This window comes from Arthrobacter echini (genome assembly GCF_004803505.1).
Classification (GTDB): domain Bacteria; phylum Actinomycetota; class Actinomycetes; order Actinomycetales; family Micrococcaceae; genus Arthrobacter_D; species Arthrobacter_D echini.
This window is the reverse complement of sequence record NZ_SSWH01000004.1, coordinates 167,231-184,873: the sequence shown is the minus strand read 5'-3', so window position 1 is coordinate 184,873 and position 17,643 is coordinate 167,231. Positions and strand designations below refer to the sequence as shown.

At 68.7% G+C, this 17,643-nt stretch carries 15 protein-coding genes; 1 reads left to right on the top strand and 14 read right to left on the bottom strand.

Annotated elements, in window-relative coordinates; genetic code table 11:
• Positions 1–18: 18 nt before the first annotated feature.
• Entirely contained in the window at positions 19–273 is a 255-nt protein-coding gene (locus tag E8P82_RS15000) for a hypothetical protein (RefSeq protein ID WP_168796502.1), read from the bottom strand.
• A gap of 9 nt (positions 274–282) precedes the next feature.
• Here E8P82_RS15000 and E8P82_RS14995 point away from each other — a divergent pair, with 9 nt between their 5' ends.
• Entirely contained in the window at positions 283–1,953 is a 1,671-nt protein-coding gene (locus tag E8P82_RS14995) for an HNH endonuclease signature motif containing protein (protein WP_168796501.1), read from the top strand.
• 141 nt (positions 1,954–2,094) lie between these two features.
• On the opposite strand, the gene E8P82_RS06450 is transcribed toward E8P82_RS14995, so the two are convergent.
• From E8P82_RS06450 to pyrR, 13 genes are all read right to left on the bottom strand, one after another.
• Positions 2,095–4,413 (bottom strand): primosomal protein N', encoded by a 2,319-nt coding sequence (locus tag E8P82_RS06450; protein WP_136453665.1) that lies wholly within the window; start codon positions 4,411–4,413, stop codon positions 2,095–2,097.
• 52 nt (positions 4,414–4,465) lie between these two features.
• On the bottom strand, positions 4,466–5,677 hold the full coding sequence (gene metK / locus E8P82_RS06445; RefSeq protein ID WP_136453664.1) for a methionine adenosyltransferase: 1,212 nt from the start codon (positions 5,675–5,677) through the stop codon (positions 4,466–4,468).
• 283 nt (positions 5,678–5,960) lie between these two features.
• The gene (gene coaBC / locus E8P82_RS06440) at positions 5,961–7,172 is read right to left on the bottom strand and encodes a bifunctional phosphopantothenoylcysteine decarboxylase/phosphopantothenate--cysteine ligase CoaBC (RefSeq protein WP_136453663.1); all 1,212 of its coding nucleotides are present in this window, start codon (positions 7,170–7,172) and stop codon (positions 5,961–5,963) included.
• Positions 7,173–7,212: 40 nt separating this feature from the next.
• Positions 7,213–7,473, bottom strand: coding sequence for a DNA-directed RNA polymerase subunit omega (gene rpoZ / locus E8P82_RS06435; protein ID WP_136453662.1), 261 nt, complete (start codon positions 7,471–7,473; stop codon positions 7,213–7,215).
• A 43-nt stretch (positions 7,474–7,516) separates the two neighbouring features.
• The gene (gmk, locus tag E8P82_RS06430; RefSeq protein ID WP_136453661.1) at positions 7,517–8,086 is read right to left on the bottom strand and encodes a guanylate kinase; all 570 of its coding nucleotides are present in this window, start codon (positions 8,084–8,086) and stop codon (positions 7,517–7,519) included.
• Between the two features lie 10 nt (positions 8,087–8,096).
• Positions 8,097–8,435, bottom strand: a complete 339-nt coding sequence (mihF, locus tag E8P82_RS06425) for an integration host factor, actinobacterial type (RefSeq protein WP_136453660.1) — start codon at positions 8,433–8,435, stop codon at positions 8,097–8,099.
• Positions 8,436–8,577: 142 nt separating this feature from the next.
• The gene (pyrF, locus tag E8P82_RS06420) at positions 8,578–9,429 is read right to left on the bottom strand and encodes an orotidine-5'-phosphate decarboxylase (protein WP_136453659.1); all 852 of its coding nucleotides are present in this window, start codon (positions 9,427–9,429) and stop codon (positions 8,578–8,580) included.
• Between the two features lie 60 nt (positions 9,430–9,489).
• The gene (gene carB, locus E8P82_RS06415) at positions 9,490–12,828 is read right to left on the bottom strand and encodes a carbamoyl-phosphate synthase large subunit (protein ID WP_136453658.1); all 3,339 of its coding nucleotides are present in this window, start codon (positions 12,826–12,828) and stop codon (positions 9,490–9,492) included.
• Positions 12,828–14,030: a glutamine-hydrolyzing carbamoyl-phosphate synthase small subunit gene (gene carA, locus E8P82_RS06410; RefSeq protein WP_211096810.1), complete on the bottom strand. Its 1,203-nt coding sequence runs from the start codon at positions 14,028–14,030 to the stop codon at positions 12,828–12,830. Before carA ends, carB begins: the two co-directional genes overlap by 1 nt.
• Complete coding sequence (locus tag E8P82_RS06405) at positions 14,027–14,569, bottom strand: PH-like domain-containing protein (RefSeq protein ID WP_136453657.1); 543 nt, start codon at positions 14,567–14,569, stop codon at positions 14,027–14,029. Before E8P82_RS06405 ends, carA begins: the two co-directional genes overlap by 4 nt.
• Positions 14,557–15,936, bottom strand: coding sequence for a dihydroorotase (locus tag E8P82_RS06400; protein ID WP_136453656.1), 1,380 nt, complete (start codon positions 15,934–15,936; stop codon positions 14,557–14,559). The genes E8P82_RS06405 and E8P82_RS06400 overlap by 13 nt, the downstream gene beginning before the upstream one ends.
• The gene (locus E8P82_RS06395) at positions 15,933–17,012 is read right to left on the bottom strand and encodes an aspartate carbamoyltransferase catalytic subunit (protein ID WP_136453655.1); all 1,080 of its coding nucleotides are present in this window, start codon (positions 17,010–17,012) and stop codon (positions 15,933–15,935) included. The genes E8P82_RS06400 and E8P82_RS06395 overlap by 4 nt, the downstream gene beginning before the upstream one ends.
• A complete protein-coding gene (gene pyrR, locus E8P82_RS06390; RefSeq protein WP_136453756.1) occupies positions 17,009–17,590 on the bottom strand; it encodes a bifunctional pyr operon transcriptional regulator/uracil phosphoribosyltransferase PyrR in 582 nt (193 codons plus the stop codon). Before pyrR ends, E8P82_RS06395 begins: the two co-directional genes overlap by 4 nt.
• Positions 17,591–17,643: the final 53 nt, after the last annotated feature.

The following is a 17,643-nucleotide window of genomic DNA, read 5'->3' as shown; positions in this document are numbered from 1 at the left end:
ATAGAGTGCATTGCAGATTCAGACGGAGCTCACGACGGTGAGATTTCCTCTGGATCTCAGGAACGTTTCCGAACCGCCCAGTTCTTCCAGCCTGAAAATTCCGGGCCTGAAGAGTGCAAGCCTTCCGGGCCGGAAGAGTGCAAGCCTTCCGGGCCGGATGAGCCCGGCAGACTCGACGATGCACTCGGGACCGACCATCACTTCGAGTCCGTGCGCGACTTCGAGTCCGTGCGGGCCGTCCTGGGACGGGTCACTGATCGTCTGATCGATCATGGGCGAATCATGTCGGCGGAAGAAGCTGGGCGTACCCTCGTCGGGATCGAGGACATCTCCCGAGTCATCGATCATCTCCAGGTTCTCGCTGCGGGCCAGGTCGAAGACCTGGACCTCGCCGGTATGGAAGAAGGTCACGGCCCGGGCTCTCTCACAGCGCGGGCGGAACAAGCCCTGGTGGACCCGCACACCGTCGATGCCGAGGGTGCTGGTGTCATTACAGCCAGTACAGGGGATCGTGCTGCTGCAGGCGGTACCGCTGTTGCAGCACGTGCAACCGCCGGTGCTGGTGCAACCGGTGATCGGACGAACCGTTGTGCACTGTATCTTCGGGCCAGACTCGGGATCGGTCGGGCCGAAGCCAAACGTCGCCTCGTCCTGGCACATCGTGTACTGCCGGCGCTCAGCGAGTCGGGGGCCGTGCTCGGTCCGGCACTGGAAAGTCTGGCTGCAGCGGTGGGTGCTGGCGCTGTGAGTGGGCGGGCAGCGACGATCATCTGTTCCGCTGTGGAGCGCATCCGTTGCATCGCGGACCCCGAGCAGATCGCGTCGATGGAACACCACCTCACCCTGCAGGCCGGCGAGTCCGACGAGGACGTGCTGCGGGTCCTCGCCCGCCGATGGGAGACAGTGCTCGACCAGGACGGACAGGAACCCACCGAGAAGATTCTCCGCGCTCGGCAGGGTGTGTTCTTCAAAGGTCGCCGCCACGGGTTGAACCTGTTCGAGATCGGCGCCACCGACGAACAGTTCGAGCATCTAACCACCGTCATGAATACCGCTACCAACCCCCGCACCCCCACGAGTCCCACCAGACCGGACGGCTCACCAGACCCTGGCGGTGCAGCGCACACAGGTGGAGCTGCTGACCAGGCCTCGGCACAGGGGGCGTCGTCGCTCCTGCAATCACCCGATATGCCTACCCGGGCGCAGAGCCTGCTCGCCGGCCTTGTCGGTGCCTGCCGGATCGCCCTCTCGACCGCCGAGCTGCCGGCCACAGGCGGACACCGACCCCAGGTGATGGTCACCATCGGCTACAAAGACCTCCTCACCGATATTCGACGCCCCGCGTCCGGCACGACGGCCTCCGACAGAGCAGCGTTCGGCACCACCACCGGGTCAGATACCGTCGAATCCGCCACAACAGTGACCGGCACACCCGAAGCCTGCACAACCGCGCCCGGTACCGCCGACGTCGGTGCTGTCGCCACGCACCTTGTCAGATCCGGACGTGGTGTATTCGTTGACCACCTCGATGCCCGAAGTATCCGGCAGATCGCGTGTGACGCCGACATCATCCCGCTGGTTTTGGGCGGTGACGGACAGATCCTCGACATCGGCCGCGCTGGTCGGCTCTTCCCTCCACACCTCCGCCGGGCGATGGTCGCCCGCGACAAAGGCTGCGCGTTCCCCGACTGCACCATCCCTGCCGGCTGGTGCGAAGCCCACCACATCACCCCCTGGTCCCGCGGTGGAGTCACCAGCGTCGACAACGGGGTACTGCTCTGTGCCCATCATCATCACGTGATCCACAGGGGCCACTGGGGGGTAGCGGCCCACGACGGAGTTCCCTGGTTCACTCCACCGCCACAGCTCCGGCGTCACGGAACCACGAGCAGACGCAACAGGTACTGGAACATCCAACCCCACCTGCCCGACCGGGCACCGAAGACTCCGTGACCGCGGACCGGTGGCCGGTGACCGGTGGCCGGTGACCGGTGACCGTCCGGCACCATGTTGACCATCGACTACCGCGGGCCGACCTCGTCAACCACGATCGTCAACCACCTCCATGGAGGGAGAGCCACTTGTGTCCTACCCCTAGAGCACATCGAGCGCGTCGAGCCGAATATGTACAGGCTCGCCCGTTCTCCGCGCTGACAGAGCCGAACGCCGTGCACGTAGCTCTCGGGTCACGACCGCTGCTGCACGATACGGGAAGAACAGGAGAACCCGATGACTGCCCTGACCCGCCAGGGACTCGGGCGGTACCAGTCCTGCCCGGGCCGAACCCCTCGATGAGGCAGTCGATGCGGCGGCGGCGCGCGCCGCCGCCTGTGCCTGGCGCCGCAGGTCGGGGGGAACGGCAGAGGGACCGACCATGCGCGTTGCACCGTCGAGCTGGACGCCCTCGAGGAAGTGCAGGATCCCCTCCCTTGTCCCGGTGAGCACCGCGTACCTGACGGCGGGCGGCAGGCCCAGTTCCTGACGCTCGGCCAGTTCACGCGACGCAGCGCCTGCCGGATCCCAGCGCACCAGGTGTCCCACGGCGACGTCGTCGTCGCCGGTGATGACCACCGTTCCACCCTCTGCGGCAGAGCGGGCGAGGACTGCGGCCGAGAACCAGCGCCGGCGGGCGTCCTCCCCCGCCCGCAACGACTCCCTGCCCAGAAGCGCATTACCGTCGAGCAGGATCACGGCGGCGTACCCGTTCGTGGCAGTCGGCTCAGCTCCCGGCGTCGCGACGACGACGGCAGGTGTATCCTTGACGTCGTCCACGATGTGCTCACCCGCCGACGAAATGACCGGGACGCCGGGAAACGCCCTGCCGAGCTCCTCGGCGGTCCGGGTGGCACCCGTCACCGTGGCGCGGATACGCGTACCGCCGCACTCCGAGCACGACCAGTGATTCTCGGGACGACCGCACCAGCGGCACACCAGGACCGCATGCCGACCTGCCTGGGCCAACGGCCCCGCACAGACCCTGCAGCGCGCCGGATGCCGGCATCGATCACAGGCCAGCGCCGGAGAGAAACCCGTCCGTGCCACCTGCAGCAGGACAGGCCCGTCCTTCAGGCCGGCCTGTGCCGCAGCCCACGCCACATGCGGGATACGGGCCTGGCCAGCCAATGGGTCACGTTCGAGCTGATAGGCGTCGGTGGCATGTACAACACGCGGGGTGGACCGGCGCACCTCACGGCGATCCGCTTCGATCGCATGAGCCCACCCCGAGTCGATGAGCCGCTGAGCCTGCGTCGATCGGTCGAACGAGGCCAACAGCATGGCCGCGTTCTCCTGCTCGGCCCGCAACAGCAGGACGTCGCGGCTGTGCTGATACGGTGCCCGCTGCTCCACGTGCTGGTCGTCGCCGTCGTCCCACAGGCACACAAGGCCCAGATTCCGCACCGGCGCGTAGGCCGCCGAGCGGGTACCGACCGCGACGCTCGCCTCACCCAGCAGGATCCGCAGGAAGTTCCGGTAGCGCGGCGTAGCCCCGTCCTCGGCGGTCAGCCGGGCCACCGCCGTGGCTCCGAGACGCTCGACGAGGGCGGCCTCCACCCGGGCGAGATCACGCTGGTTCGGCACCACGACGACGGAGCCCCGCCCACTCGTTGCGGCCGCGGCCACGGCGTCTGTGATCTCTGCGGTCCATGCTGCCCTCCCGTAGCCGCCCAGACTCGTCAGGACAGCACGGGGGGATTCCCCCATTTCCAGGTGCTGCAGGTAGGAGGGACCAGCCCCGTACCGCCCGAAGCTCCCGGGCATGGTCCCCGGGATGACCTGCTCCCCGATGCCTCCGATCCCCAGCAGGGCCACACCTGAGGCGAGCGACGACGGTGCGCCTGGATTGTCCGAGGAAGGTACTCCCGATATCTCGCCCGGAGGCTCTGACCGAGGCGCTGACGGAGCCGCCCCCGGAGTGTCGGCCGGCATTGCGCCCGACGGGCCTCCCGGTCCCGCCGCCGGCTGCGCGAACTCGGCATCGACCCGTGCCATTCTCGGCGGGACGGCGGAGCGCAGCACATCGCTGACCAGACCGACGCTCCGCTCGGCCACCCGTGTCGCGAGATCGAGGATCTGTGGCGTCAGGACCCGAAGAGGTGAAAGGACTCTCACCAGGGGCAGCAGCCTCGCCGTCGTACGTGCTTCGGCGACCCGTTCGGCAAGGAACCCCGTCTGCTCGCGCCCGGCGAACCGCACTCTGACCCTGACGCCGGGCTGTGCCTCGGCGTCCATCGCAGCGGGCACGGTGTAGTCGAAGAGCCGGTCGAGGTGCGGCAGCTGGGCTTCGAGCACAATGCGGGCGATGGGCAGGGAAGCAGCACGCTCCGGCTCGGCCGACGGCAGTTTCGCAGGACCGAATCCGTGCAGCAGGCTGAGCTGCCCGTCCCCGTCGGCATGACCTGTGGTGTGCGTCATGGTGCCCCTGCCGGCATCCCGACGCCGGGATGCCGTCCGGCTCCTCTCCCGCTCAGGCGTCGAAACAGCTGCGGAGCTTGTCGACCATGTCGGTCCGTTCCCAGGTGAAACCCTCCTCCTCGCGCCCGAAGTGGCCGTGGGCCGCCGTGCGCTGGTAGATCGGCCGCTTGAGCTCCAGTGCATTGATGATGCCGAGCGGCCGCAGATCGAAGACCTCCCGGATGGCCTTCCCGATGGCCTGCGGGTCGACGGTCTCGGTGCCGAAGGTCTCCACATAGATGCCCACGGGCTGCGCCATACCGATGGCATAGGCGATCTGGATCTCCGCGCGGCGCGCCAGACCGGCTGCAACGACGTTCTTCGCCACCCAGCGCATCGCGTAGGCGGCCGATCGATCCACCTTGGAGGGGTCCTTGCCGCTGAACGCCCCTCCACCGTGGCGAGCCATCCCGCCGTAGGTGTCGACGATGATCTTGCGTCCGGTGAGCCCGGCATCCCCGACGGGGCCGCCGATCACGAAGGCGCCACCCGGATTCAGGATGTGGCGGACCGAGGAGGTATCGAGCTCGGATTCACTCAGCACCGGCGTGATGACGTGCTCCACGAGCGCGGCGCGGAGTTCGCCGAGCGACACCTCGGCGTCGTGCTGCGAGGAGATCACCACGGAATCGATCGAGACCGGCCGGTCGTCGTCGTACCCGATGGTGACCTGCGTCTTGCCGTCAGGGCGCAGATACGGCAGGGTCCCGTCCCTGCGGACCGTGGTCAACCGCTCCGAGAGGCGGTGTGCCAGCCAGACGGGCGTCGGCATCATCACGGAGGTCTCGTCGCTCGCGTACCCGAACATGATGCCCTGGTCACCGGCCCCCTGCGCGTCGTACGGGTCGACGCCGGTGCCCTCGCGGGTCTCGAGCGAGGTGAAGACCCCCGAGGCGATCTCCGGACTCTGCTGCCCGATCGAGACCGAGACACCGCAGCGGGCCCCGTCGAAGCCGTTGGCGGAGGAGTCGTAGCCGATGCCCAGGATGGTCCTGCGGACGATATCGGGGATCTCGACGTAGGCCTCGGTGGTGACCTCTCCCGCCACATGAACCAGGCCGGTGGTCACCAGCGTCTCAACGGCGACACGCGATTCGGGATCCTGAGCGAGGAGACCGTCGAGAATGGCATCGCTGATCTGGTCGCAGATCTTGTCCGGATGGCCCTCCGTCACCGATTCCGAGGTGAAAAGGCGCAGCGGAGAATCAGTACTGGGTGAATTCACCTGCCCACTCTACTGGCTTCCTGCGACGGTTCGACCCTGATGTGACAGGACACGACGCCGCCGTCCTGGGCAGACCCGAAGCGCCCACACGAGACCTCCGGGCTGACGCACCTCGGCCGACCAGAAGCGCGGCAGGGCAGCACCTCCATCGGTCAGCAACCGGCCGGTCAGGAACTCTGACCATCGTCACGTCAATCAGCGAGCAGGCCTGTCTGCGGCCCGGGCGGCCGGTAACTCTACCCATCGAAACACCAAACGGTCAGCAACTCTGACTGCGACCACCTCAGTCCGGCAGCAACTCGGCAGCGTGCGCGATCACCGCATCCGCGACGACGCGCTTGCTGCCGCTGATCACCGCGGATTCGGCACCCCGCGCGTCGAGGATGGTGATCTCGCTCGAATCCTGCCCGAACACCAGGGACGAACCGACCACGTTGAGCACCAGGAAGTCACACCCCTTGCGGGCGAGCTTGGCCCGGGCATGCGCGAGCGGATCAGCCGTGGCATCCCCGGTCTCCGCCGCGAACCCGGCGATCACCAGGGGTTCGGTCCTTCCTGCCCGGGCCAGGACCGCCTCCCGGAGGACGTCCGGGTTGCGCACGAGCGTGATCACGGGATCCTCGCCGTCGCCCTTCTTGATCTTGGTGGTCATGACCTCGGCCGGACGATAGTCCGCGACGGCGGCTGCCATCACGAGCACATCAGTGGTCGGCAGAGCCGCGAGGACGGCGTCGCGCAGCTCGAGCGCCGACTCGACCGGGACGACGTCGCACCCCGGTGGCGCCGGAACCTCGGCATGCGCCAGGACGAGCGTCACCTGCGCCCCCTCGGCGAGGGCGGCCTCGGCCAGTGCCATGCCCTGCTTGCCGGAGGAGCGGTTGCCGAGGAAGCGGACGGGATCGAGCGCTTCACGCGTACCGCCGACCGAGATGGTGACCCGTCTGCCCCGGAGGGAACCGGTTCCCTCGCTCCGCCCGACAGCAGTCATCGCCGCTGTGAAGATGTCCGCTGGCTCCGGAAGCCGGCCCGGCCCCGAGTCGGCACCGGTCAGCCGCCCGGAGGCCGGCTCGACGATGATGATGCCACGCCCGCGCAGGGTCTCCACATTGGCGCGGGTAGCGGCGTGCTGCCACATCTCCGTGTGCATGGCCGGTGCCATGACCACCGGTCCGTGGGCCATCAGCAGGGTCCCGGTCAGGAGATCGTCGGCGAGACCAGCGGCCGCACGCGCCAGGACGTCAGCAGTGGCGGGGGCGATCACGATGAGGTCGGCCTCGTGACCGAGCCGTACATGGTTGACCCTGTCGACCGCGTCCCAGACACTGTTGGTCACCGGATTGCCGGAGAGCGCCTCCCACGTCGCTGTGCCGACGAAGCGGGTCGCGGCGTCGGTGGGAATCACTGTGACGTGGTGCCCAGCTTCCGTGAAAAGACGGAGGAGGGATGCTGCCTTGTAGGCTGCGATCCCTCCTCCGACACCAAGTACTATGCGCACCGGTTCTCTGCCTTCCGACGCCGACCTGTTGACGGTCCCGCTACTCGGACGACTCGGAGGGTGTGGAGACGAGCATGCGCTCGTCGATCTCACGCAGTGCGATCGACAGTGCCTTCTCGTTGAGCTTCGTGTCGACCAGGGGGCCGACGTACTCGAACAACCCCTCGTGCAACTGCGAGTAGTAGGCGTTGATCTGACGGGCACGCTTGGCTCCGAAGATCACGAGGGCGTACTTCGAGTCCGAGACCTCCAGCAGTGAGTCGATCGGCGGATTGATGATGCCTTCGGGCTGAGTTGACACAAATACTCCAAATATTGGGCGGGACGGCGCCTGCAGGACGTTCTCAGCGCTGCAGTGGGTGCAGTCCCATCAGTGAAACGAGCTCATCTGCCGCATGCTCCACGGAGTCGTTGACGACGGTGTGGTTGAATTCCGGCTCGGCGGCAAGTTCCAGTTTAGCGGTTTCCAGCCGTTGCTGCTGTTCCTCCGCAGATTCAGTGCCACGCCCCACGAGCCGGCGCACCATTTCGTCCCAGCTGGGTGGCGCCAGGAAGACGAAGTTCGCCTCCGGCATGGTCTGCCGGACCTGGCGGGCACCCTGGAGGTCGATCTCGAGAAGCACCCTGCGCCCCTCGTCCATGGCCTGCTGGACCGTGCGCCGCAGGGTCCCGTACCGGTTGCGACCGTGGACCACGGCCCACTCCAGCAACTGACCGTCCTCGGTCAACCGGTCGAACTCGGCCGGTGAGACGAAGAAGTAGTGCACGCCGTCCGTCTCCCCGGGGCGCGGCGGACGGGTGGTCGCCGAGACGGAGAGCCATACCTCCGGGTAGTGGTCACGGATATAGGTCGAGACGGTCCCTTTGCCGACCGCCGTCGGACCTGCCAGGACTGTCAACCGGGGCTGGGACACAGATGCTTCCTCACTTGCCGGCCGAGCCGGACTGCTGCTGTTCGAGGTACTCGACGAGGGCCTTGCGCTGGTGGATGCCGAGACCACGCACCCGGCGCGAGGTAGCTATACCGACATCCGCCATGATGATGCCCGCACGGACGTCGCCCACGCGGGGCAGTGCCTTGAGCAGATCGAGGACCTTCAGCCGACCGATGGCCTCGTCCCCCGCCGGGTTCTCGATCACCTCCGCCACGGAAAGACTACCCGTCTTCAGTCGGGACTTGATGTCCGCCCGAACCAGCCGCGCCTGCCCGGCCTTCTCGCGGGCAGCCGCTCGTTCGGCATCCGTCAAAGGCTTCAGGCTCACTGGCCCTCCCTGGGCCGGGCGGCACCACGAAGGCGGCGACCGCTCGTTGTCTGGATGGATCAGGTCTCGGTCGGTGGGGATCACGCTCGCAGCACCGTGTTCCCGAACCTACCGGGGCAAGGACGAGAAAATCAATGCAGGCTCAGCCGAGCTCGTCGCGGGTGCGTTCGGCGGCCGCACGCAGCCGGACGACGTCGGGCCCGGCAGCGAGGATGGCGCGGCTCGAGGTCGGCAGCACGAGCGGCAGGGCGTCCCGGAAGGTGGCCACCAGCTCCTGCCGGCCGGCACCCTGGGCTCCCACGCCGGGGGCGAGAATCGGTCCGTTGAGCGCGGGAAGGTCCAGTCCGAATCGGTGAGCCGCGTCCCCGACGGTCGCCCCGATCACCAGGCCCACGTGCCCCGGCTCCGTGCCGCTGTTCTCCTCGGCCGCAGCGCGGGCGATCACACGGGCCACCGACTCGGCACCACCGGCATGCTGCACCTGTCTGCCCTCCGGATTCGAGGTCAGGGCCAGGACGAACACACCGCGACCCGTGACGCACGCCAGATCCAGGGCAGGGCGCAGGGACTCGAAGCCGAGATATGGATGAAGGGTGACGGCGTCGGCCGCCAGAGGTCTGCCCTCCCCCAGCCATGCCTCCGCATAGGCCTGCATCGTGGAGCCGATGTCCCCGCGCTTGGCGTCGGCGATCGTGAGGACGCCCGCCTCAGCGCCTCGCGTGAGCAGGGTCTCGAGGACCGCGAGACCCTGCGCCCCGTGCCGTTCGAAGAGCGCCACCTGCGGCTTGACGGCAGCGACCACCGGCCCGACGGCGTCGAGCACCGCGAGCGCGAAGCGCTCCAGACCGGCTGGGGTGTCCTCGAGGCCCCAGGCTGTGAGGAGCCCGGGATGGGGATCGATGCCGACACACAGACTGCCCCTGGCGCGGCGGGCTGTGGCGAGCCGCTGCCCGAACGGTGCCCTGGGTGCGGGAGCTGGCGCCTCAGCAGTCACTGCGCGCTCCGGTCGCCGCACGCTGGACGTCGGCCTCGCGCGCTGGGCGTCGGCGAGGTCTCAGGCGCCACTGCCGACCCCGCTCGCGGTGTGCCGGGTCTCCGTGTGCAGCGTTGACGCCTGCAGATTCGCCGCATGCTCCTGGAGACTCGTTACCGACCACTCGTAGGAGCGCATGGCCTCGATCGCCTGCACCGCGGCGCCTACCTCGGGAATGGTCGTGATGACGGGCAGCCCGTAGGAGGTGGCGGCAGCGCGGATCTCGTAGCCGTCCCCACGCGCCTGACCGCCGGAGGGCGTGTTGATGATCATGTCGATCCTGCCCTCGGTGATGAGATCCACGATGGTCCCCTCCCCCTCGGCGCTGACGCCCTCCGCGACCTTGCGCACGGTCGTCGCGGGGATGCCGTTCCGGCGCAGGACGTCGGCCGTACCGCCCGTGGAGACGATCTCGAAGCCCAGGTCCACGAGTCGCTTGACCGGCATGATGATGGCACGCTTGTCCCGGTTCGCCACCGACACGAAGACCGTGCCCTGCACCGGCAGCGCCGCATTGGCTGCGGCCTGGCTCTTGGCGAAGGCCGTGTCGAAGTACTTGTCGATGCCCATGACCTCACCCGTGGAGCGCATCTCGGGACCGAGGAGCGAGTCGACGACCCTCCCCTCCGTGGTGCGGAAGCGGTTGAACGGCAGGACGGCTTCCTTGACCGAGACCGGAGCGTCCAGCGGCAGGGTGCCGCCGTCGCCCGTCGCCGGCAGCAGACCCCGCTCGCGGAGCTCCGCGATACTGACTCCGGTGCCGATAAGCGCGGCGCCCTTGGCGAGCTGGACGCCCGTGGCCTTCGAGACGAACGGGACGGTGCGGGAGGCCCTCGGATTCGCCTCGAGCACGTAGAGCACGTCGGAGGCGAGTGCGAACTGGATGTTGACGAGTCCGCGCACCCCGACGCCCTCGGCGATGGCCAGGGTTGCCACGCGGACGCGTTGCTGGATGTCCGCACCGAGCGAGATGGGCGGCAGCACGCACGCGGAGTCGCCGGAGTGGATGCCGGCCTCCTCGATGTGCTCCATGATGCCCCCGAGGTACAGGTCCGTGCCGTCGTAGAGGGCGTCGACGTCGATCTCGATGGCGTCCTCGAGGAACCGGTCGATCAGGACCGGGTGGGCCTCGGTGATCTCGGTGGCGTTGGCGATGTAGCGGGCCAGATTCGCCTCGTCGTAGACGATCTCCATGCCGCGGCCGCCGAGCACGTAGGACGGCCGGACCAGCACGGGGTAGCCGATCTCGTCGGCGATCCGCTTCGCGTCGTCGAACGAGACCGCCGTCCCGTTCTTCGGGGCGAGGAGACCACCGGCGTCGAGCACCCGACTGAACGCGCCGCGGTGCTCCGCGAGATCGATGGCCTCGGGTGAGGTGCCGAGGATCGGGATCCCGGCGTCGGCCAGTTCCTGCGCGAGCTTCAGCGGCGTCTGACCGCCGAGCTGCACGAACACCCCGAGTACCCCGCCGGTGCGCTGCTCGGCGGCGATGACCTCCAGGACGTCCTCGAGGGTCAGCGGCTCGAAGTAGAGGCGGGTGGAGATGTCGTAGTCCGTGGACACGGTCTCGGGATTGCAGTTGATCATCACGGTCTCGTGGCCGGCCTCGCGCAGCGCCATGGTCGCATGGACACACGAGTAGTCGAACTCGATGCCCTGCCCGATCCGGTTGGGCCCGGAGCCGAGGATGATGACCGAGGGCTCCTCGTGCCGGGCCACCTCGTCCTCCTCGTCGTAGGAGGAGTAGTGGTACGGCGTGTAGGCCGCGAATTCGGCGGCGCACGTGTCCACGGTCTTGAACACCGGGCGGATCCCCAGGGCGTGCCGGACACCGCGGACGACGGCGTCGGGCGTGGACGTGAGCGCGCCGATTTGCTCGTCGGAGAAGCCGTGGCGCTTGGCGAGGCGGAGGACGTCCTCGGTGAGATTCCCGGCTGAGCGCACCTGCTCGGCGACCTCGTTGAGCAGCTGGAGCTGGTCGAGAAACCAGGGATCGATGCCGGTGGCCTCGTACAGGCGCTCGAGGCTCGCGCCGCCGAGCAGGGCGCGGTGCACCTGCGAGAGGCGCTCGGTGGTGGGTCGCTTCGCGGCCTCGACGAGCCGATCGACCTCCTCGGCCGGTACGGGTGCGAAGGACAGTTGCGAGTCACGCTGCTCGAGCGACCGGAGCGCCTTCTGGAGAGCCTCGGTGAAGTTGCGGCCCATCGCCATGGCCTCACCGACGGACTTCATGGTGGTGGTGAGGGTGGGATCGGCGGCCGGGAACTTCTCGAACGCGAACCGCGGAACCTTGACCACCACGTAGTCGAGGGTCGGCTCGAAGGAGGCCGGGGTCTTCAGCGTGATGTCGTTCGGGATCTCGTCGAGCGTGTACCCGAGCGAGAGCTTCGTGGCGATCTTCGCGATCGCGAAGCCGGTGGCCTTCGAGGCCAGCGCCGAGGACCGTGAGACCCGCGGGTTCATCTCGATGACGACGACGCGGCCGGTGTCGGGCTCGATGGCGAACTGGATGTTGCAGCCACCGGTGTCCACGCCGACCTCACGGATGACGGCGATCGAGATGTCGCGCAGGCGCTGGTACTCGCGGTCGGTGAGGGTCAGGGCGGGTGCGACGGTAATGGAGTCTCCGGTGTGCACGCCTACGGGGTCGAGGTTCTCGATGGAGCAGACCACTACGACGTTGTCGTTCCTGTCGCGCATCATCTCGAGCTCGTACTCCTTCCACCCGAGGATGCTCTCCTCGAGCAGCACCTCGCTCGTGGGGCTGTACTGCAGGCCCTGACCGACGATCCGGCGCAGGTCCTGCTCGGTGTACGCGAGGCCGGAGCCCAGGCCGCCCATGGTGAAGGAGGGGCGGACCACCATGGGATACCCGAGGTCCTCGGCGGCAGCGAGCGCTTCGTCGAGGGTGTGGATGATGGAGGAGCGCGCGGACTCGGCGCCGGCGCGGGCCACGACGCCCTTGAACTTCTCGCGGTCCTCACCGAGTTCGATCGCGGCGATGTTCGCGCCGATCAGCTCGACCCCGAACTTCTCCAGGACGCCGTTCTTGTCGAGGGCGATCGCCGTGTTGAGCGCCGTCTGGCCGCCGAGGGTGGGCAGGAGCGCGTCGGGGCGTTCCTTCTCGATGATCTTCGCCACGACCTCGGGGGTGATCGGCTCCACGTAGGTGGCGTCGGCGAACTCGGGGTCGGTCATGATGGTGGCCGGATTGGAGTTCACGAGGATGACCCGCAGGCCCTCCTCGCGCAGCACGCGCAGCGCCTGGGTGCCCGAGTAGTCGAATTCGGCGGCCTGCCCGATGACGATCGGGCCGGAGCCGATGACCATGACACTGGTGAGGTCGGTTCTGCGGGGCATCAGTTCTCTTCCTGCGCTGTGGTGCCGGGGGTGGTGGTCCCGGTCCGCTTCTCGGTCAGCATGAGCTCGATGAAGCGGTCGAAGAGGTACGCCGAATCATGGGGACCGGCGGCTGCCTCCGGGTGGTACTGGACCGAGAAGGCGGGGAGGTCCAGGCAGGCCAGGCCTTCGACGACGTCGTCGTTGAGGCTGATGTGGCTGACCTCCACCCGCCCGTAGGATCCGGCGGGCGCCTGCACCGGACCGTCGAGCGGGGCGTCGACGGCGAACCCGTGGTTCTGGGAGGTGATCTCCACCGTGCCGGTGCGGCGGTCCAGTACGGGCTGGTTGATACCGCGGTGGCCGTACGGGAGCTTGTAGGTGCCGAAGCCCAGCGCCCGCCCGAGGATCTGGTTCCCGAAGCAGATGCCGAAGAACGGGATCCGCGCGTCGAGGACACGGCGCAGGACCTCGACCTGGGGTTCCGCAGTAGCGGGGTCGCCCGGTCCGTTGGACATGAAGACGCCGTCCGGTCCGGCTGCAGTGATGTCGTCGAACGTCGCGGTGGCGGGCAGGACGACGCAGCGCACCCCGCGCCGGGCGAAGTGCGTGGGCGTCATGGCCTTGATGCCGAGATCCAGCGCCGCGACGGTGGCCACCGGCTCCCCGGTCCAGCCGTGCTCGGCGGGCTCGACGACGTACGCCTGGTCGATGCTGACCTCCTCGGCGAGGCGGGAGCCGGTCATGGCGGGCTGCTCGAGGACCTGCTCGATGAGCCGGGCGTCGTCGGACAGCGCGCCCGCGCCGGAGAAGATCCCGGCGCGCATGGCGCCGCGCTCGCGCAGGTGCCGGGTGATGGCGCGCGTGTCGACGCCCTCGATACCGACGACGCCCTGGTCGCGCAGCTCCTCGTCGAGACTCTGCTCGGAGCGCCAGTTCGACGGGCGTCGGGCGGCGTCGCGGACGATGTACCCGGCCACCCAGATGCGCCGGGACTCGGCGTCGGCGGCGTTCACGCCCGTGTTGCCGATGTGCGGTGCGGTCTGCACCACCAGCTGGCGGGCGTAGGAGGGGTCGGTGATGGTCTCCTGGTACCCGGTCATGCCGGTGGCGAAGACGGCCTCACCGAGTGCCGTGCCCTCGGCGCCGTAGGAGGTGCCGCGGAAGATCCGGCCGTCCTCGAGGACGAGCACCGCGGGTACTGTCGGTGGAACTGTGCTCACGGGTGATTCCTGTCGTCGGGAGTGGGTGATGCGTCTGTGGGGAGGAGCGCGGCGATGGCCGCGACGAGCTGGGCCTTGTGGGCCGCGTGGCGAGTCCGGAATCCGGTGTCCACGCGGTGCTCCCGGTCGGTGCGGGCGGGTCCGAGGTTCCAGGTCACGACGACGAGACCCTCCTTCTCGACGAACTTGCCGGTCATGCCGCTCGCCAGCTGTACCGAGACCAGCTCTGCGCGCGGGATGAAGACGGAGGGGGCGCCGGTCCGGGTCATCAGGACGCCGTCGGCGTGCACGGTGACGACGGCATTGCCGCGGAAGCCCAGGCCGTGGACGGCGATGCGATCGAGCCAGTCCCCCGCCGTCGTCGTCGCCACGTACTGGCCCTCGGCCTCGTAGAGGACCGGCCCGAGATCGGCCGGTACGTCGGGCGGCGCAGGGACGTCCGCCTGGCGGCGGAGCCGGTTGCGCCAGCCGAGCGCCATGAGTGCGACGACCACCAGGATGATGCCCAGCGGCAGGAGGACCCACTCTACTTCTTCCATGCGAGGACCTCCTGTACCGGGGCGTTCTGTCGCGGCGTCGCGAGCGCCCCGTCGAGGACCGTGGCGTGGCCGGCGTAGAACGTGGCCCGGACGCTGCCGGGCAGTTCCAGATCGCGGAACGGACTGTTGCGGCCCTTCGTGGCCATCGCGGCCGGATCCACGGTCCAGCGCGCGGCGGGATCGACGAGGATCAGATTGGCGGGTTCGCCTGCAGCCAGCTCCCGGCCCTGGTCGTGGAGCCGGCCGATACGTGCGGGGGTCACGGACGTGACGCGCGCGAAGCCCTCCCAGTCGAGCAGGCCCGTCTCCACCATGGCGTGCTGCACCACGGACAGGGCGGTCTCCAGCCCGGTCATGCCCATGGCGGCCTGCGCCCACTCGCAGTCCTTGTGCTCGGACGGGTGCGGAGCATGATCGGTGCCGACGACGTCGATGGTCCCGTCGGCGAGGGCCTCACGCAGCGCCTGGACGTCGCCTGAGGTGCGTAGCGGCGGGTTCACCTTGTACACGGGGTCGTAGCTGCGGACCAGGTCCTCGGTCAGGAGCAGATGGTGCGGGGTGACCTCGGCCGTGACGTCGATGCCGCGTGCCTTGGCCCAGCGGATGATCTCCACCGACCCGGCCGTGGACACGTGGCAGACGTGGAGCCGCGAGCCGACGTGCTGGGCGAGCAGGACGTCGCGGGCGATGATGCTCTCCTCGGCGACGGCGGGCCAGCCGGCGAGGCCGAGGACGGCGGAGACGTCGCCCTCGTTCATCTGGGCGCCCTCGGTGAGTCGGGGTTCCTGGGCGTGCTGGGCGATCACGCCGTCGAACGCCTTGACGTACTCCAGGGCGCGGCGCATCAGGACCGGGTCGTGGACGCAGATGCCGTCGTCGGAGAAGACGCGGACATTCGCCCGGGATTCGGCCATGGCACCGAGCTCGGCGAGGCGCTCTCCCCCGAGTCCGACCGTCACGGCGCCGACGGGCCGTACGTCCACCCAGCCGGAGGCCAGGCCGAGACTGTGGACCTGCTCGACGACGCCGGCGGTGTCGGCCACGGGTGAGCTGTTCGCCATTGCGTGGATGGCAGTGAAGCCGCCCAGTGCTGCTGCCCGCGAGCCGGTCTCCACCGTCTCGGCGTCCTCCCGGCCCGGTTCGCGCAGATGCGTGTGCAGATCCACCATGCCGGGCAGGGCCACGAGCCCGGCGGCGTCGATGGTCACGGCCGACGGCGAGGCCTGCGCTGCGGCCGAGTCTCCGACGGCGGCAATGCGGCCGTCGCGGAGCAGGAGGTCCGCGGTCGTCTTCCCCAGGATCGAAGCACCCGTGATGAGGTACTCGGTGCTCGGGTCCGGGTTGGCGGCATGGTTCATGTCGGTCATCGCGTGCGGCCTTCCGGGATGGGCAAGGGGTGCAGCGGCTCGTGGGGCTCGTTGTCGTCCGGCTCGTCCCGCTGTGCGTCGTCCTGCGGCTCGTCGTCGTGCTGGTCGTCGTCGTGCGTGTCGCCGGACAGCAGCAGGTAGAGCGCCGCCATGCGCACCGAGACACCGTTCCGCACCTGCGCGAGGATGGTGGAGCGCGGCGAGTCGGCGGCTGCGGCGGAGATCTCGAGCCCGCGGTTCATGGGGCCGGGGTGCATGATCACGGTGTCGTCCAGTCCCATGATGTCCAGGAGTGCGAGCCTGCCGTCGTCGAACCCCCAGCGCCGTGAGTACTCACGGGTGGAGGGGAAGAACGCGGCGTTCATGCGTTCGGCCTGGAGGCGCAGCATCATGACGGCGTCGGGGCGCTGGGCGATGGCCACGTCGAGATCGTAGAACACCGTGCAGGGCCAGGCTCCGACGCCGACGGGCATCAGCGTGGGTGGGCCCGCGAGCAGCACCTCGGCTCCGAGCGTCGTCAGCAGCCACACGTTGGAGCGTGCCACGCGTGAGTGGAGGACATCTCCGACGATCAGGACCTTCATCCCGGCGAGCGTGGTCCCCGGGGAGGCATTGCCGCCGATACGTGCCCAGTGCCGGCGCAGGGTGAAGGCGTCGAGCAGGGCCTGGGTGGGGTGTTCGTGGGTGCCGTCACCGGCGTTGATCACGGCCGCGTCGATCCAGTCGGAGGCCGCGAGTCGTGCGGGGGCGCCCGAGGCCGGGTGGCGGATCACCACGGCGTCGGCGCTCATGGCTTCCAGGGTCTGCGCGGTGTCCTTCAGCGACTCGCCCTTGGAGACCGAAGAGCCTTTGGCGACGAAATTGATGACATCGGCGGAGAGCCGTTTCGCCGCGGCCTCGAACGAGATCCGGGTGCGGGTGGAGTCCTCGAAGAACAGATTGACCACGGTGCGTCCGCGCAGGGCCGGGAGCTTCTTGATCTCGCGCTCCCCCACCGCGGACATCTCCTCGGCCACGTCCAACAGACGTAGGGCGCTCGCCGCAGAGAGGTCGCGGGTGCTCAGGAGATGCTTCACGTGCGGTCCTCGATGACGACCTCGTCGGCGGCGACGCCCTCGAGCCCGTCGACCTCGCCCAGGTGCACGCGGACGCGTTCACGGGACGACGTCGGGAGGTTCTTGCCCACGTGGTCGGCGCGGATGGGCAGTTCGCGGTGGCCGCGGTCCACGAGGACGGCCAGGCGCACGATGCGGGGCCTGCCGAGATCGGCGAGGGCGTCGAGGGCTGCACGGATGGTGCGTCCGGAGTACAGGACGTCGTCGACCAGCACCACGACCTTGTCGTCGATGCCCGACGGCGGCAGTTGGGTGGCCTGCGGTGAGCGGGTGGGGTTGCGGCGGAGATCGTCCCGGTACATGGTGACGTCGAGCTGGCCGGTGATCAGGTCGGGATCGACGGCGTCGTCGACGGCGGCGATCTTCCGGGCGAGGCGCTGGGCCAGCGGGAAACCCCTGCGGGGGATGCCGAGGAGGATCAGATCTGCGCTGCCCTTGTTCGCCTCGAGGATCTCGTGGGCGATGCGCGTGAGGGCGCGGTCCATGTCTGCTGCTGCGAGAACAACGCGCTTGGTGATGCCGGATCCGGGGGCAGGCATGGTCATGACACGCTTCCTCCTTCCCCGCCTCACAGGACGGAACTTAAAGGGTG

Bases quoted from the DNA above. Each gene is read 5' to 3' on its own strand.
- E8P82_RS15000 (WP_168796502.1), bottom strand. From the start codon at position 273: ATGATCGATCAGACGATCAGTGACCCGTCCCAGGACGGCCCGCACGGA.
- E8P82_RS14995 (WP_168796501.1), top strand. From the start codon at position 283: ATGTCGGCGGAAGAAGCTGGGCGTACCCTCGTCGGGATCGAGGACATC.
- E8P82_RS06450 (WP_136453665.1), bottom strand. From the start codon at position 4,413: ATGACGCACACCACAGGTCATGCCGACGGGGACGGGCAGCTCAGCCTG.
- carB (WP_136453658.1), bottom strand. From the start codon at position 12,828: ATGCCCCGCAGAACCGACCTCACCAGTGTCATGGTCATCGGCTCCGGC.
- E8P82_RS06405 (WP_136453657.1), bottom strand. From the start codon at position 14,569: ATGGAAGAAGTAGAGTGGGTCCTCCTGCCGCTGGGCATCATCCTGGTG.
- E8P82_RS06400 (WP_136453656.1), bottom strand. From the start codon at position 15,936: ATGACCGACATGAACCATGCCGCCAACCCGGACCCGAGCACCGAGTAC.
- pyrR (WP_136453756.1), bottom strand. From the start codon at position 17,590: ATGCCTGCCCCCGGATCCGGCATCACCAAGCGCGTTGTTCTCGCAGCA.